The organism is Vibrio sp. MarTm2 (assembly GCF_027587055.1).
In the GTDB taxonomy this organism is placed as follows: domain Bacteria; phylum Pseudomonadota; class Gammaproteobacteria; order Enterobacterales; family Vibrionaceae; genus Vibrio; species Vibrio sinaloensis_D.
Genome location: NZ_JAPPTK010000001.1, coordinates 88,998 through 105,567, shown reverse-complemented (window position 1 = coordinate 105,567; position 16,570 = coordinate 88,998). Strand labels below are relative to the sequence as shown.

The following is a 16,570-nucleotide window of genomic DNA, read 5'->3' as shown; positions in this document are numbered from 1 at the left end:
CTAGATTAAAGAGCGCCGTAGATTACAGAAGTAATTGCCGCAATACCACAGATTGCTGTGAAAATCTGTACAGGTGTAGAAGTTTTGTACTTCGCCATCGCTGGTACTTTTTGCATTGCGAATACAGGCATTAGGAACAAGATAGCCGCAATCATTGGCGCGCCCATTGTTTCAATCATGCCTAGGATGCTTGGGTTAACGATAGCCACAATCCAAGTCGTTACAACGATGAAGATCAGTGATGCTTTCTCAATTTTGCTTACTGGCGTTTCAGAGCGAGATTTGATTAGACCAACTAGACCTTCGTGCGCACCTAGGAAGTGACCGAAGTAGCTTGAAGTAATTGCTGCGAAAGCAACGAGTGGACCCATGTAAGAGATAAGTGGAGATTCGTGAACGTTCGCTAGGTAAGAAAGAACAGAGATGTTTTGCTCTTTGGCCATTGCAAGCTGCTCTGGAGACAGTGAAAGTACTACCGAGAATACGAAGAACATTACGAAACCCATTAGCATCATTGCTGCGCCACCAGTGATCGCGTCAGTTTTCTTAACTGCGTCATCACCGTATACACGACGTTGCTCTTTAGAGAACTGAGAGATTACTGGGCTGTGGTTGAAAGAGAACACAATGATTGGAATTGCTAGCCAAACAACAGATGGCATAGAAGACCAGTCTGGTGCAACAGACATCATTGAGCTGTTCCAATCAGGGATTAGGTAGAAAGAAAGCGCAAGTAGGATGAACACTAGTGGGTAAACCAGTGCAGATGTTGCTTTCAGCATAAGCTCTTTACCAAACACAACACCGGCAGTCATCGCAGCGATCAGCGCACCAGACAGTAGCCAGCGTGGGATGGATTCCATACCCATTTGGTTTACTAGGAACGAGTCAACCGTGTTTGTGATACCAACACCGTAGATAAGAACGATAGGGTAGATAGCGAAAAAGTAAGCAAAAGTAATAAGGTTTGCGCCAGTCTTACCAAAGTGTTCTTCAACAGTATCAGTGATGTCAGCTTCAGGATTTTTTGCAGAAAGTACGAAACGAGCAAGAGATTTGTGTGCGAACCAAGTCATTGGTGCCGCGATTAGAGCAAGGATAACTAATGGCCAGAAACCGCCAGCACCTGCTTTAATTGGAAGGAAAAGTACGCCAGCACCTACCGCAGTACCGAAAAGTGACAGACACCAGGTGAAATCCTTGTAAGTAAACTTACTAGGAGATTGTGCGGAAGAAACCGCAGAAGTATTAGTATTCATTTTGTGATACTCATTTTTGGGAACAGGAAATAAGTCGGGTGCAATTTTGCATAAAAATCTTGCACAAAAAATAGATCTAAATCATGAATTGATTGGAGTTATAACATGATATGTCAAAAAGGAGTTTTTGGTCACGAAAATGCCGTGCTACTAGTGATTTATGCTAATCCGTGAAATTAGTTTTTCTAATGTTGTAGCAAAAAAGTTAGGCGTAGTTTGCAGGAAAACGTTTGCGCTATTGATAAATAATTAAACTAATATGAACAAATGTTGCTCGATATATTATTCTATTAATATTGATGCATAATGTGCTTTTGCATTGCTTGAATGATTTGCGCTGTCATACCCCAAATAAAGTGCTGTTTGTAAGAGAGTCCGAACACGCGGTGTGAATGATTGGCAAATTGGAATTGTTGGCTTTTCAGTTGTCTTCTATCCAGCACCACCTTGGCGGGTACTTCAAAAACCTCGTCCACTTCATTTGGATCAATGACGCTCTGGTAGTTCTCGTCCACAAACGCGAGAAATGGCGTCACACTAAATTTACTGATCGTCACGAGTTCTGGCATTTGGCCGAATATATCGATCTCGTTGTGACGAATACCAACCTCTTCGAATGTCTCTCTAAGCGCTGTGTGAGCTAAGCTATGATCGTCATTCTCATGTTTTCCGCCGGGGAAACTGACTTGTCCTGGATGATGTTTAAGATGTTTAGCCCGCTTGGTGAAAATGATATTCAACTCTTGATTGCGTTCAACGAAACCAATCAGGACAGATGCCTTGCGTAGCGGTTGATTTTGCAGGTGAGCGACACGTTTGATCGCTTCTTGGTGATAGTTGACGGTTTGGTGTAACTGAAAGTTTTGAATCAGTTGGCTTTTGTTGAATTCCGATAACACGATAACTCCATGTCTTAATTTGATAATCCGTTTTTTTTAGCTCATGCTTTTAATTCACCATATAGTGCAAGGATAGCTCAAATTATGAAAGGAATTATCTTTACTGAGTTTATTGATTTGGTTGAAGCCAAGTTCGGTTTGGACACACTTGATGACATCTTAGAGAGTGCAGGGGATGATGGTGTCTATACTTCGGTAGGCAGTTACGATCACCGAAAGTTGGTTCAACTTGTGGTGATGCTGAGTAAGAAGACAGGGATACCTGCCGAGGACCTTCAACGGGTTTTTGGCCAAAGCGTCTTTAACAATCTTTATAGTTCGCTGCCCAAATCGAGTAGCCTTGAAAACTGCCAGTCGACGTTTCAATTCATTCGCTTGGTCGAAGATTACATTCACACTGAAGTGAAAAAATTGTATCAAGACGCCAATCCGCCCAGATTTGACTTTATTTCAGAATCTGAGACAGAGATGGAGTTTGACTATCGCAGCGCGCGATGTATGGCGCATGTTTGTTTGGGATTGTTAGAAGGGTGTGCGGCGCACTTTGAGCAATCGATAAATGTTGAGATGGTTCCTCAGGTTGAAGATGGCAGTAACGTACGCTTTAAAGTGGTGTTGGTAGAGTGACGGTTCAATGAGTAGTAATTCTGCGCTGGAGCGTAAACTCGCTCGGGAGACAGCTTCGCGCAAAGCCGCGGAGCAACTATTAGAACAAAAGAGTTTAGAGTTGTTTGAAGCTAACCAACAGCTTACCTTGGCGTTGAGTCAGTTAAAAAAGCAAAATCGCGATGGACTGCAAAAGCTCGAGTTTGAACAACAGATAAGCGAGGGATTGATTCATTTTGGGCGCGCATTTTTGAGTCGCAATCTGGACGATGGATTGGTTTCATCGTTATTGGAGCGCTTGAAACATTCATCGGCGCTCAGTCACGCAGAGCTATTTTTGCTACCTAAACTGGTGCCCACACTCGTAGCGGATCGCTTCAACGTCACCGAAGTGCGCGATATTGACCAAGTGAAGCCCTACGCTGTTTGGAAGGAAAATCAGCTCCGCTTACCCCTTGAAGTGGATTATAAAACCGTTGGTGAACTGAGTGTGGTTCTCAATGATGTCGATGTAGACCGAGACTTTGTGGTTAGCCAAGTAACGCTCGTTGCTGATTTGCTCTGCAGTGCGATAAGCCGTCAGTTGATCATTACCAGCAACCAAAAAGCCCGAGCGCGTGCAGAAGAGTCGGAGAAGGCAACCAAAGAGTTTGTTGCCATGATCAACCACGAGCTGCGTACCCCTCTCAATGGCTTGCTAGGCAGCGCTGAGTTGCTTGCCGAAACGCAGCTAAACGATGAACAGTCGACCTTGTTAAACAATATCGTCTATTCAGGGGATTTGCTTCGTTTGATCATCAACGACATTCTTGATTTCAGCAAAATCAGTGCTGGCATGATGGAGTTGATACCGAGCCGATTTGAGTGGGCTTCTGTTAAGCAGATGCTAAATGGCATTTTTCAGTCGAAGGCGATTGAAAAGGGCGTCGACTTTCGCATCAAAGAATCGACGCCTATTCCGCCAATCTTAATTGGAGACTTTGAGCGAATATGCCAAGTTATGGTGAACTTGGTTGGCAACGCGGTTAAGTTCACGCGTCAAGGCTCTGTATCTGTTACAACGCAGTGGAAACATGATCAGTTGACGATGACTGTGGAGGATACCGGTATCGGTATTGAGCAAGAGGATTTATCGACACTGTTTGACCCCTTTGTTCAAGTTGACCGTACGGCGACGCGTCACTTCGAAGGGACAGGGCTAGGCTTAGCCATCTGTAAAAACCTAGTTGAGCTAATGAGCGGGCATATTCATGTCCATAGTGTCAAAGGCGGTGGGAGTACATTTACTGTGACAATTCCGTTGTTCGTCGGAGAAGAAGAGGTTGATACCGAGCATGCTCGCCCAGGTGGAAATGATACGACGACACTACTTGAGCAGCTCTCAATCTTGGTGGTGGATGACATCCGAATGAACCAAGTGATCATCAATCAGATGCTGAAAAAACTCTCCATTCAACCCGACATTGCTACCAATGGCATTGAAGCGATCAAAGCAGCCTGTGATCATCAATACGATTTAATCTTTATGGATTGCCGAATGCCAGAAATGGATGGGTTTGAAGCGACGCGTTACTTGCGAGAGCAGAACTACACACTGCCGATCATTGCCCTGACCGCGGGCACTACGCTGGAAGAACGTGAGAAATGCATTGTCAGTGGCATGAATGATATTTTGACCAAGCCATACACCGCGCAAGACTTAAGGCTGATGCTAGAGAAGTGGGTTTAGCACCCACTTTTTACTATTGAGCAAGCGTTGGCAGAATTCGACTCAGCTTATCTAATGTCTCTTGGTACTCTGACTCACACTGACTGTCGGCAACCAAGCCTCCACCAGCCCAAACGTGCAGCTTACCCTGTTCGGCCACTAAGGTACGAATGGTAATGCTGGTGTCCATTCTTCCGTGACGACTGATATAGCCAATACTGCCACAATACGCACTTCGTCGATGAGGCTCGAGCTCTTCGATGATTTCCATGGCACGAATTTTTGGAGCGCCAGTAATTGAACCACCCGGGAAACTCGCTCTAAGCAGATCGGCTGGGGCATATTGGCTGTCCAACTCTGCCCGAATCGTACTCACTAAATGGTGAACGGCAGGGAAGCTCTCAATATCGAAAAGTTTCGGCACGTGAACCGTTCCAGGTTTTGCCACACGACCTACATCATTTCTCAGCAGATCAACAATCATCAAGTTCTCAGCTTGATCTTTTTCCGCACTGGCTAGGTCGAGCGCGGATTGCTCGTCTTGTTGTGGGCAATCAGAGCGAGGACGCGTTCCCTTAATCGGTTTGGTTTCAATGACTCTGTCTTTGACTTCTAAAAATCGCTCCGGAGAGACACTTAAAATCGCCCCTTGCTCTGTGCGGACAAACGCAGAGAAAGGGCCTTGGTTAACTGCTTCGAGTTTCTGATACGCCTGCCACTCACTGCCTTGATACTCCGCCATAAAACGCTGAGCAAGGTTAATCTGATAACAGTCGCCAGAGAGTAAATACTCCTGCACTTGGGCAAACTTTTGACTGTATTCAGATTTAGTCATGTTTGATTGCCACGATGAGTTGAGCGCGAAGTTATCCGATGGCAAGGGAGCTTGGCTTAACAACCAGTGGTAATGCTGTTCAACATTGAGTCCAACGATAGCGGCGCTCTGTTGGTTGTGATCAACAATCACTGCCCACTCATACAAGCCTACCGCCATATCGGGTGTATCGAGGTCTTTCTTGGCAAGCTCTGGCAGTTTCTCAACACGTCGGCCAAGATCATAAGAGAAATACCCTAGAGCGCCCCCGATAAAGGGCAAATCACCTTCGTAGTTGATGTCGCTAAGCCAGCGAGTTTGCTCTGCTTGTAAGAGGTCAAATGGGTCACTTGACGACGTGAATTGGCCGTCGGGATTTTTGACTAACGTGTGCTCGCCATTAGTGGTCAATGTGGCGATAGGTTGGGCGACCAAAATGTCGAAGCGACTGTCGATATGCGTGCGGGATGGCGACCTTAACAACATGGCCCATGGCAGGTGCTCAATGGAGTCAAAAAGCTGTTTGGCAAGATCATTTTGGTATTTAATCGGCTTGATTTCTAAGCAATTTGGCGCGTTGTTATTCATTTGTTTAATTTGTGACAAAGAGATCGTTCGCTGCATGGTAACAGAGGGAAAGCAAGAGTATCATAATGCTAACCAACGCCGCTACTCATGACGTTTAATAATAAAAAGGCGCAGTCAGCCTGAGTCAATCGCCTAATAGGCAAACGTTTGAGTAGGTGGATGAAAAGGAAGCATAACGATAAAGAGGCACGCAATGACGGTTATTCGCCAGCAAGACGTGATCAGCAGTGTTGCTGATGCACTTCAGTACATTTCTTACTACCACCCTCTAGACTTTGTTCAAGCCCTGGAAAAAGCCTATCACAAAGAAGAGAGCCAAGCGGCGAAAGACGCGATTGCTCAAATTCTTATTAACTCTCGCATGTCTGCAGAAGGCCATCGCCCAATCTGTCAAGATACCGGTATCGTCACCTGTTTCGTCAATGTGGGCATGGGCGTCCAATGGGATTCTACCGATCTTACGGTGCAGCAAATGGTTGATGAAGGTGTTCGTCAAGCGTACACCAATCCAGATAACCCACTACGTGCATCGGTATTGATGGATCCTGCGGGCAAGCGAATCAATACCAAAGACAACACTCCTGCGGTTGTTCACATCAATATGGTGCCGGGCAACAAAGTAGAAATTCAGATCGCGGCAAAAGGCGGCGGTAGCGAAAACAAAACGAAAATGGTCATGCTAAACCCGTCTGACGATATTGCGGAATGGGTAGAAAAAACGTTGCCGACGATGGGCGCGGGTTGGTGTCCACCGGGCATGTTGGGAATCGGCATTGGCGGCACCGCTGAAAAAGCGGCAGTGTTGGCGAAAGAATCGCTGATGGAACACATCGACATTCAAGAGCTGATCGAACGCGGCCCGCAAAACGCAGAAGAAGAACTGCGTTTAGATATCTTTAACCGTGTTAACAAGCTCGGTATTGGCGCTCAAGGTCTTGGCGGTTTGACAACCGTTGTTGACGTTAAGATCAAAACAGCACCGACGCACGCAGCATCTAAACCTGTGTGTCTGATCCCGAACTGTGCGGCAACTCGTCACGTTCACTTCACTCTTGATGGCTCTGGCCCTGCTGATCTAACGCCACCTAAATTGGAAGAGTGGCCAGACATTACGTGGGAAGCGGGGGAGAACACTCGCCGAGTTAATCTTGATGAAGTGACACAAGCGGATGTGGAGCAATGGAAGACCGGAGAAACGGTTCTGCTTTCGGGTAAGATCCTGACTGGTCGTGACGCGGCTCATAAACGTATTCAAACCATGCTACAAAATGGCGAAGGCTTGCCAGAAGGTGTCGATTTTAAAGGTAAGTTTATCTACTACGTTGGCCCTGTTGATGCAGTGGGTGATGAAGCCGTGGGTCCTGCGGGTCCAACTACCTCTACTCGTATGGATAAGTTCACCGACATGATGCTTGAAGAGACAGGCATCATGGGCATGATCGGTAAAGCAGAGCGCGGACCGGCTACCGTTGAGTCGATTAAAAAGCACAAAGCGGTCTACTTGATGGCGGTCGGCGGCGCGGCTTATTTGGTTGCTAAAGCGATTAAGAAAGCGCGCGTGGTGGCGTTTGAAGATCTAGGTATGGAAGCGATTTATGAATTTGAAGTCGAAGATATGCCAGTAACCGTAGCCGTTGACTCCAATGGCGCTAACGCTCACCAAATTGGTCCTGATACTTGGAAAGTAAAAATCCAAGAGATGGAAAGTTAAGCTTGTGAGAAATTGCTGATTTAGCAAGAGATTCTCGCAAAGATTTGACAAAGGTGTGGGTAAAACTGCACCTTTTGTCTATATACTACAAATTGTAAACAAATACGTCAGGAGCGAAAATGCCTCGTTTTATTCAAATTCTTCAGCTAGTCATCGCGGCTGTCGTCGGTTTCTTTGTCGGCTACGACATCATTTTGCACGGCATCAGCATATTCGATGAAAAATACGTGACCATTACATGCGTGCTGTTTGCCCTTCTCGAAATCGCACTATTTGTGATTTACAAGCTCATTGAAGACGATTAGATATCACGCCCTCGTTTTTATTAAAGCCCTTGATGCATATCGAGGGCTTTTTTGTTCATCTTTGATTAAGATTGGAGCCAGTATGATGAGTGCGAATAGTTAATTAAGAGAAGTTGAATGAAGAGCATTACTCAAGAAGTGAATGATTTAATCCATCGCAGCGTTGACTCACATGTCCGTATTGCGGTGACCGGATTATCCAGAGCAGGCAAGACCGCTTTTATTAGCTCTTTGGTTAATCAGCTTCTTCATACCTCAACTCACGATAACTTGCCGCTACTCTCCGCGGCGAGAGACAAACGCCTTGTCGGAGCCAAGCGTGAGCCCCAATCTAATATGTTGGTGCCAAGGTTTGGTTACGATGAAGCCATCGAGTCCCTTCACAGTGAGCCTCCTCAGTGGCCAAAACCAACGCGAGATGTCAGCGAGATACGCTTAGCGTTAAAGTACAAACCTAAGAAAAAAACCAAGAAACTGTTCAATAGCACAGCGACCTTGCACATCGACATTATTGATTACCCAGGGGAGTGGTTGCTCGACCTGCCGCTTTTGGATATGGATTTTGAGCAATGGTCTAAGAGCCAATTTGATGCACTAAAAGGTGTTCGCCAGGAATTAGCGGCGCCTTGGCTTGAGAAGCTCTCTCAGTTTGATGTCGATTCGGATCTCGATGAAAAACAACTGGCGGAAATTGCCCAAACCTATACCGACTATCTATACGCATGCAAAGAGAGCGGACTCCATTGGGTTCAACCGGGACGCTTTGTATTGCCCGGAGAACTTGACGGCGCGCCAGTGTTGCAGTTTTTCCCAGTGAAGTTTGAAGAAGGGAAAAAGGTTGAGAAAACGTCCAATTTAGCCATGCTTCAAGCGCGCTATCACGAGTATCAGCAAAAAGTAGTGAAAGCCTTCTATAAGCATCATTTTTCGACGTTTGATCGCCAAATCGTTTTGGTGGATTGCTTACAACCACTCAACGCAGGTTACGAATCGTTCCATGATATGCGAGACGCGCTGGAACAAATCATGAATAGCTTTAAGTACGGCAGAAGTAATTTATTAAAGCGCCTATTTTCACCACGGATTGATAAAGTGCTGTTCGCGGCAACAAAAGCGGATCATGTGACCCCTGAACAACACCCAAATTTGGTGTCGTTGTTGCAGCAAATGGTACATCCAGCATGGCAAAACGCGTCGTTTGAAAACATTGAGATGAGTTGTATGACTATGGCCTCTATCCAAGCCACACAAACGGGCTTTATTGGTCAGGGCGATCAGGCGGTGCCTGCGATTCAAGGAGTGACGCTGGAAGAGCAGCCCATGACGGTCTTCCCTGGTGAAGTACCGAAGAAGTTACCCAATAAAGTGTATTGGCAGCAGCAAGGGTTTGAGTTTACCGCCTTTCGCCCTCAAGCATCGCTCAGTGATGAGCCATTGCCGCATATTCGCATGGATAAAGCACTTGAGTATTTGATTGGAGACAAACTGAAATGAGCCAACCAGCAGACAGTAAGTTGAAGCAGAAGAAGGTGTTTGAACAGCCTCTAGTGGATGAACCCGTTCAATCTCAACCAGACTTCACTGCACACATGCAATTCACCGAGCAAGAAACATTTGTCCCTGCAAAGATTGAAGAGCGTGATTCTGATACCGAAGCCGAAGCAAAATTAGAACGCATTATACGCCCTAACTCTGGGTCGAAGTGGTTGGCGAGCGGTCTGCTGGCAACGTTTGCTGGTTTAGTGGGGTGGCAGGCGATTGACAGTGTTGTTACGTCGATTCAAACCTCAGACTGGTTGTCGTTAGGATGGGCGGGATTCATATCGGTTCTTGCCAGTTTAGGCATTGGCGTAATCGGCAAAGAGTTGTGGAAATTACGTAAGCTGCGCAATCACTTTTCGGTACAAGAGCAAACGGAAGCCCTAATCGAAGCTAATAGCATTGGTAAAGGGAAGGCGTTTTGTGAGGCGCTTGCCAAGCAGTCAGGCATTTCAGCAGAGTCACCCAGTTATGACCGTTGGCTCCATAGCGTGAAGCCCTCGCACAGTGATGGTGAAGTGCTCGATATGTACGACGCGATAGTGGTATCAGAGCAAGATAAGTTGGCAACTAAAGTGGTGTCTCAACATGCGACTGAGTCAGCGGCGCTTGTTGCAATAAGCCCATTGGCGATTGCCGATATGTTGCTGGTGGCTTGGCGAAACTTCAAAATGATCGACAGCTTAGCGGATATTTACGGTGTCGAGCTAGGGTATTGGTCACGGCTACAGCTGTTCAAATCGACCTTAATCAACATGGCCGCTGCAGGAGCAAGTGAGTTAGCCATAGATGCCAGCATGGATCTGATGTCGATGGACTTAGCCGGGCGCGTGTCAGCGAGAGCAGGGCAGGGACTTGGCGTCGGAATCTTAACCGCTCGTTTAGGGTTAAAAGCGATGGCACTGCTTCGACCTATGCCTTGGCATGAAGAACGGCGAGTCAAACTGGGCGCGATTCGAAAACAAATCGTAGAAAAAATCGCCGCTATAACAATCAAATAGTGTGAATGTGAAGCAAGTGATGTCGCTTTGCTTGACGAGGATCTAGGCTTAAGGGAAACTACTGTCAACTTTTCGTGACACCTTAGTTAGGAACTTATCTGTGCGTCTAGAAGTTTTTTGTGAAGACAGGCTTGGCCTGACTCGTGAACTGCTCGATATTCTTGCTTCAAAGAACATCGACTTACGAGGCATTGAAATTGATATTTCAGGCATCATTTATCTCAACTGTCCCGATATCGATTTCGATACCTTTAGTGAGTTGATGGCGGAGATCCGTCGCATCTCAGGTGTCAAAGATGTTCGAAAAATCCAGTTTATGCCTATTGAGCGCCACAACACAGAGCTTATCTCTTTGCTCAATAGCCTTCCGGAACCCGTCCTTGCGATAGACCTAAAAGGCAACGTCGACATGGCGAATCACGCCGCGATGAGTCTATTCCATCAGCAAGAGAGTGAAATAATTGGTCATCCGGCTTCAACCCTGATCCCCAGCTTTAACTTTGCAAAATGGAGTGAAAGCACCAGCACTCGTCAACGTGAAAGCATTGTGATTGGTGGGCTGGATTACACGCTCGATGTGATGCCTGTATACATTACTGATGAAGCCAACGAATCCATCTTGGCCAGTGCGGTAATGATGATCCGCTCTTCTCAAGAAAAGCCTCTGTTTGATGAAAGCTTACCGCTGCACAACAATCTCGGTTTTGAGCATTTTGTCGGCGTGTCCAATCGCCATAAAGCGCTAATTAGCCAAGCTAAAAAGCTTTCTATGCTCGATCAGCCTTTGCTCATTCAAGGTGAAACGGGGACGGGCAAAGAGATGCTTGCTCGAGCTTGCCACAACCGTTCAAACCGCTCGGGTAAACCGTTTTTGGTGTTGAGCTGTGCGTCAATGCCGGATGATGTTGCTGAAACAGAACTGTTTGGCCATGCGCCAGGCTCTTTTAACCACGACCAAGGTCATAAAGGGATTTTTGAGCAGGCGAATGGTGGCACGGTGTTCTTGGATGAAATCGGTGAGATGAGTCCGCACTTGCAAATCAAACTGCTGCGATTGCTTCAAGATGGCACCTTCCGCCGCGTGGGAGAAGAAGACGAAATTCATGTCGATGTCCGTGTTATTGCGTCAACTCGCCATCATCTTGCGGACCTCGCTGAGTCGGGAAGTTTCCGCGAGGATTTGTTCTATCGGCTAAACGTACTGACATTAATCATTCCTCCTCTTCGCGAACGTTCAAACGACATTGCGCCACTACTTGAATTGTTTGTCGCGAAATACGTGAAACAGTTAGGAATTGGCAAACCAGAGCTTAGCGATACGCTTATCGATCAATTGGTGACGTATCAGTGGCCTGGTAATATGCGCCAACTGGAAAACATGGTTTTGCGAGCGCTTACAGAACTTGAGTCTGACGTGCTAGATGCTGAGCTGTTCCACCTGCCACAGTTGGAATCTTCTTCATCTCATTTGCCATCCATCAATCTTGATGGCTCCCTAGATGAGATCATGAAAGAGTACGAATCCCAAGTGCTAGAGAGATTGTATCAATCGTTTCCATCGAGCCGTAAACTCGCTAAGCGCTTGAATGTTTCACATACTTCGGTTGCGAACAAACTGCGTGAGTATGGGATAAGAAAAAGCTAATGGAACGTATTAGTACACCGCAGCAAGTGTTTGAACAAGATGGCGATGTGACGGTGCGTACCGCCGAGCCAACAGATGGCAAGCTCATTTCCGATTACTTTATTGCCAATCGCTCGCATCTTAAACCTTGGGAGCCCAAACGAGAGCCCGCTTTTTATTCCGAGTCTGGTTGGACTCAACGATTGATCAAGTTGAACGAACTGCACCGAATGGGGCTTGGTTACTACTTGCTTATCCTCGATACAGAAAGCGGTGAAATGCTAGGGACAATCTCATTTAGTAACATCTCCCGCTTTCCATTTCATGCGTGCAACGTGGGCTATTCTCTAGGCCAAGGTGCGCAAGGGCGAGGGGTGATGTCTCGCGCGTTGAAACTTGCGGTACGCTACATGTTCTCGATACAAAACATTCACCGCATAATGGCGAGCTATATGCCTCGTAACCAACGCAGTGAGGCTGTGCTTGACCGTTTAGGTTTTAAACGCGAAGGGTTTGCCAAAGATTACCTACTCATCGATGGCAACTGGGAAGACCACAATCTCACTTCGTTAATTAACCCCAATTGGAAGGCGAAGGAATGAATCGATTAGAGCAACAACTTGCGTTACTCATGGAATTGGATCAGCTCAAATCCGTGCTAAGGAGAACCCGTGTTAAAAGCGCGGAAGGCCGCCTTGAAAACAGTGCCGAACACAGTTGGCATGTCGCGTTAATGGCAATCTTGATGGAAGAGCATGCCAATGAGCCTGTTGATATCGCGCGTGTGGTAAAAATGCTCTTACTGCACGATATTGTTGAGATAGATGCTGGTGACACTTTTGTTTATGACGCCGTCGCTTCTTTAGAGCAAGAAGAGAAAGAGCTTGCCGCGGCGAAACGCATGTTTGGCATGTTGCCCACGGAGCAAGGCGCAGAGCTTATGGCTATTTGGCAAGAGTTTGAACAAGGGCAAAGTGCGGATGCAAAGTTTGCCAAAGCGCTCGATAGAATCATGCCAATGCTGCTCAACTACCACAACCAAGGGCAGAGTTGGCTAGAACACGGCGTGACTAAAGAGCAGGCTCTTACCGTCAATCGAAAGATCGGCTTTGGCTCGGAAGCGTTGTGGGACAAAGCAAAACAAATGATAGAAGAAGCTACAGAAAAAGGCTGGCTAAAAGCATAATCGGCTAGCCATACGAGGATAATAAATGTCGTATCTCACTTTGGATCAATACCAAAGAAAATGGATTTTCACTCACCAATCAATGCCTGTGCCAGAGGAAGATCTCGCGGCGATTAAACCGATGGATCAAGCTCGCGCGTCACAGCTATGGAAAGAAAACATCAGTGCTCAAAGCCCCGATGCTGATCGCCTCAGCTCCAGTGATTGGCCTATGCGAGAATCCAACTGGAAAGAGACCGTAGATTGGATGGCGGCGTGGGAGTCTGATGACGACGCGATGCCAGAAGAAGTCTTAGCATTTTTGGATTGGCAAGACGACGTCACAGTGTACTTTTGTTATGAAAAATACAACGTGATTGAAACCAAATGGTCTACGTTCAAGAAGCATTGGAAGAACTTTTTATTTTACGATGATGGTCCGATTCTAATTGGTCGCAGACGCAGTGAAGCGTTGTGGTTTGACTCAAAAGGTAATGTCAAACTGGGTCATCGAAAATGATAAAAGCAGGCTTAGCCTGCTTTTACGCAATATTGACGACTTTTCTTAGGTGAACAAGAAGCTTGTGGGCGCTTTCACCTGACATGTTGTACGGGTCAAAATGTTTACTTGACGAGTACCGCAGATTAACTGGGCTTGTCAATTCTATGTTCGGTACATAACCCATGCTCCACTCTCCAAACTCCCTCTCAGCAACTTCTGTATACTCAAGTAGTATGACTTTGTTGTGTCGCCTGTCGTTCAAAATATGTTGGTAAATCGCGTTTACTTGAGAGCGTGAGCCTTCGAGGCACTGTAAAAAATAGTCTTGGCTGAACAGTAGTAAACCAGTCACACCAACAGAAGCATTGTTTTTTTTGGATATGCTGAGTAGCTCTTCAATATCATTTTGCGTCAAGTTGTCGCAGACGGTGCTCGCATAAATCAGTCGCACTAGAAACATGCCGCCTCCTCAGTTATTGGGCTTGTCAAATAAAGTATATGCCATAAATTACATATAAGGGTTTTCGCCCTATACTGAAGCTATCAGTAATCGATTAGAGCAGACGAATGGATGATAGGATACTGAGCTCCGTTGTAGAAATTACCGAGCAGAGAAACTCAATCTCATTAGGACACTGTCTCTTGGCGACACTTACTGAGATGATGCCAGTCCAAAGTGCTTGTTTGACGCATTTCATTGCCAATACAAGGGTGATTATTGCCAAAGTGATCAAAAGTGAAACAGAACATCATTACGATTGGGTATATGAACCGAATCTGGATAAAAACTCATATCATGACCATGCTAGGTCAACGCCTACCACCGAAACAATAAGTAAATCGCATTCTCGAATTAGTTATCCCATCCCCATTTCTGATGACAGCTCCGCTGAACTGGTTGTAGATATCGATGGTGAGGCCTCTAACTATCAACTTCTTATCGATGGTTTTGCAAAAATCTACAAAAACTATTTGGTGGTATTGCATGAGAGTGAGCGTGATAAGTTAACCGGGTTACTCAATCGTCGTACACTTGAAGAGAGGTTGTCGCAAAGCTTCGATCTGGTCTCTCCTCGTGAAGGGGGAGAGCATATGTGGGTGGCAATTATTGATTTAGACCATTTCAAGTCTATCAACGACCAATTTGGTCACATGATCGGTGATGAGATTTTGCTGATGTTTTCACAGCAGATGCAGAACTACTTTTGCGACAACGAGCAGTTGTTTCGGTTTGGTGGTGAAGAATTTGTCGTTTTACTTCCTCAGCAAGACCAAACCCATGCATACGACAAGCTGGAGGGATTCAGAAAGCACATCGAAAAATACCGTTTTCCTCAAGTTCAGCAGATCACTCTAAGCTGCGGATTATGTGCAATCTCGCGCCATGAGTATCTACCGACTATTTTAGGCTACGCCGATAAAGCGTTGTACTTAGCAAAAACAGAAGGACGAAACCAGATCCGTAGCTATGATGAACTAGCAAAAGATAACAGACAAAATCAAGAGATTGATCCATTTAGTGATGTGGAGCTGTTCTAAGATCCAAAAAGATCCTCTAAGCGAATGAATTGTAAAGCGTATACCCATAAATAAATTGTGATTTTAAGCCCAAATTAGGGTCTCTCTTTTGCGCAAACTATGTAATTTGTTATCATTTTTTAGACAAGTGGAATTTAGAGTGACAATTTAGTCAGTTATAGATTAAGTGCAGGGATGATTGTGGACACAAATAAAGCGCAATTAAAAAAAGATTTTTATGCTCAGATAAGCCATCTGCAGGCATATTGTCAGCCGCAGACTAAGCCCACTTTATCGCTATTGACTGAAGAAGAGTTACGCGAGTTAGAATCGCTTTGGATTGAGCACTTCATGTGGAAAACAAAACAAAATCATTGACCCAGCCCCTGAGCCTATTTGAACAAACCCCAAACGTTGCGTGTTGGGGTTTTTTATTGCCTAGAAGTTAAATTGTTATATTATAACAAAAGTGAACTAATCGTTGATTTATCCAGTATCAGTCCCCATAGTTAAAACAAATAAGAGATTTCTAGAATGATAGAAATAGAAGCAAGTGAGATTCGAGTGAGTAGGGATATGGCGGAAGTAAGAGCCAGAGTCGACTTCAAAGTCGGTGCCAAGAGTAATATTGATGCAGAACTATTATCGTTTTCTGGACTGAAAACAGATAAAGAGCACGTTGCAGTCATTTTTAAACATGCAGACCAGACTCAAGAGGCACCGATGGTTCGTATGCACTCAGAGTGTTTAACTGGCGATGTCTTCCATTCTTCACGCTGTGATTGTGGAGAACAACTCGACGAGACGATAAACCGTATGGGTGAGTCTGGTGGGATCATCTTGTACTTAAGGCAAGAAGGTCGTGGCATCGGTTTATACAATAAAATCGATGCGTACAAATTGCAAAGTCAGGGCATGAACACCTATGAAGCTAACAATCACCTAGGCTTTGGTGATGACCTGCGTGACTTCACTGAAGCGGCGCAGATGTTAAAAGCGCTGAACGTTAACAAAATTCGCTTGGTGACCAATAATCCGAAGAAGATTCGTGAACTTAAAGAACACGGCATTGAAATCGAGCAAGTTGTCAATACATCAGCCCATGTTAAAGATGGAAATGAAGGTTACCTGAAAGCTAAAGCGTCTCACGGTAATCATCAATTAAAGCTGTAAGCCTCTGTTTCATCTATGTTGATAAAAGCCTCACTTTTGTGAGGCTTTTTTGTATGCCTCTTGCAATAAAATTGTAAATTTGTATGATTGCGCCTTGATAGTGCAAATGATAATAATTAGCACTAATAAATAATAACGATTATTAAGCTCAACAAGGA

17 protein-coding genes are annotated in these 16,570 nt (G+C 45.5%); 13 read left to right on the top strand and 4 right to left on the bottom strand.

The features are described 5' to 3' along the window. Positions 1–5: 5 nt before the first annotated feature. Both OH458_RS00620 and OH458_RS00615 read right to left on the bottom strand, forming a co-directional pair. A complete protein-coding gene (locus OH458_RS00620) occupies positions 6–1,259 on the bottom strand; it encodes an aromatic amino acid transport family protein (RefSeq protein WP_269976927.1) in 1,254 nt (417 codons plus the stop codon). A 290-nt stretch (positions 1,260–1,549) separates the two neighbouring features. Further along, a complete protein-coding gene (locus tag OH458_RS00615; protein ID WP_269976926.1) occupies positions 1,550–2,158 on the bottom strand; it encodes a CoA pyrophosphatase in 609 nt (202 codons plus the stop codon). 84 nt (positions 2,159–2,242) lie between these two features. On the opposite strand from OH458_RS00615, the gene OH458_RS00610 reads away from it, so the two are divergent. Then, positions 2,243–2,785, top strand: a complete 543-nt coding sequence (locus tag OH458_RS00610) for a heme NO-binding domain-containing protein (RefSeq protein WP_005471937.1) — start codon at positions 2,243–2,245, stop codon at positions 2,783–2,785. Between the two features lie 7 nt (positions 2,786–2,792). Continuing rightward, positions 2,793–4,493 carry an ATP-binding protein gene (locus OH458_RS00605; RefSeq protein WP_269976925.1) on the top strand — a complete coding sequence of 567 codons (1,701 nt, stop codon included), beginning with the start codon at positions 2,793–2,795 and terminating at the stop codon, positions 4,491–4,493. Between the two features lie 13 nt (positions 4,494–4,506). Here OH458_RS00605 and pabB read toward each other — a convergent pair whose 3' ends face one another. Beyond that, positions 4,507–5,910: an aminodeoxychorismate synthase component 1 gene (gene pabB / locus OH458_RS00600; protein ID WP_269976924.1), complete on the bottom strand. Its 1,404-nt coding sequence runs from the start codon at positions 5,908–5,910 to the stop codon at positions 4,507–4,509. Positions 5,911–6,067: 157 nt separating this feature from the next. Between pabB and OH458_RS00595 the strand changes: the two genes are divergently transcribed. From OH458_RS00595 to OH458_RS00560, 8 genes are all read left to right on the top strand, one after another. Then, positions 6,068–7,585 carry a fumarate hydratase gene (locus OH458_RS00595; protein ID WP_269976923.1) on the top strand — a complete coding sequence of 506 codons (1,518 nt, stop codon included), beginning with the start codon at positions 6,068–6,070 and terminating at the stop codon, positions 7,583–7,585. A 119-nt stretch (positions 7,586–7,704) separates the two neighbouring features. Further along, positions 7,705–7,890 (top strand): hypothetical protein, encoded by a 186-nt coding sequence (locus OH458_RS00590; protein ID WP_005471904.1) that lies wholly within the window; start codon positions 7,705–7,707, stop codon positions 7,888–7,890. 117 nt (positions 7,891–8,007) lie between these two features. Beyond that, a complete protein-coding gene (locus OH458_RS00585; RefSeq protein WP_269976922.1) occupies positions 8,008–9,384 on the top strand; it encodes a YcjX family protein in 1,377 nt (458 codons plus the stop codon). Further along, positions 9,381–10,430 (top strand): YcjF family protein, encoded by a 1,050-nt coding sequence (locus OH458_RS00580; protein ID WP_269976921.1) that lies wholly within the window; start codon positions 9,381–9,383, stop codon positions 10,428–10,430. Before OH458_RS00585 ends, OH458_RS00580 begins: the two co-directional genes overlap by 4 nt. A gap of 100 nt (positions 10,431–10,530) precedes the next feature. Continuing rightward, a complete protein-coding gene (tyrR, locus tag OH458_RS00575) occupies positions 10,531–12,075 on the top strand; it encodes a transcriptional regulator TyrR (protein WP_269976920.1) in 1,545 nt (514 codons plus the stop codon). Beyond that, entirely contained in the window at positions 12,075–12,656 is a 582-nt protein-coding gene (gene rimJ, locus OH458_RS00570) for a ribosomal protein S5-alanine N-acetyltransferase (protein WP_269976919.1), read from the top strand. Before tyrR ends, rimJ begins: the two co-directional genes overlap by 1 nt. Next, positions 12,653–13,240: an HD domain-containing protein gene (locus tag OH458_RS00565; protein ID WP_269976918.1), complete on the top strand. Its 588-nt coding sequence runs from the start codon at positions 12,653–12,655 to the stop codon at positions 13,238–13,240. The genes rimJ and OH458_RS00565 overlap by 4 nt, the downstream gene beginning before the upstream one ends. Before the next feature lie 25 nt (positions 13,241–13,265). After that, positions 13,266–13,739 (top strand): DUF2947 domain-containing protein, encoded by a 474-nt coding sequence (locus tag OH458_RS00560; protein WP_038134353.1) that lies wholly within the window; start codon positions 13,266–13,268, stop codon positions 13,737–13,739. Positions 13,740–13,761: 22 nt separating this feature from the next. Here OH458_RS00560 and OH458_RS00555 read toward each other — a convergent pair whose 3' ends face one another. After that, on the bottom strand, positions 13,762–14,181 hold the full coding sequence (locus OH458_RS00555; RefSeq protein ID WP_269976917.1) for a BLUF domain-containing protein: 420 nt from the start codon (positions 14,179–14,181) through the stop codon (positions 13,762–13,764). Between the two features lie 107 nt (positions 14,182–14,288). Here OH458_RS00555 and OH458_RS00550 point away from each other — a divergent pair, with 107 nt between their 5' ends. From OH458_RS00550 to OH458_RS00540, 3 genes are all read left to right on the top strand, one after another. Beyond that, positions 14,289–15,260: a GGDEF domain-containing protein gene (locus OH458_RS00550; RefSeq protein WP_269976916.1), complete on the top strand. Its 972-nt coding sequence runs from the start codon at positions 14,289–14,291 to the stop codon at positions 15,258–15,260. Positions 15,261–15,434: 174 nt separating this feature from the next. Continuing rightward, complete coding sequence (locus tag OH458_RS00545) at positions 15,435–15,617, top strand: hypothetical protein (RefSeq protein ID WP_072016669.1); 183 nt, start codon at positions 15,435–15,437, stop codon at positions 15,615–15,617. A gap of 156 nt (positions 15,618–15,773) precedes the next feature. Beyond that, positions 15,774–16,412, top strand: a complete 639-nt coding sequence (locus OH458_RS00540; RefSeq protein ID WP_269976915.1) for a GTP cyclohydrolase II — start codon at positions 15,774–15,776, stop codon at positions 16,410–16,412. The last annotated feature ends 158 nt before the right edge of the window (positions 16,413–16,570 follow it).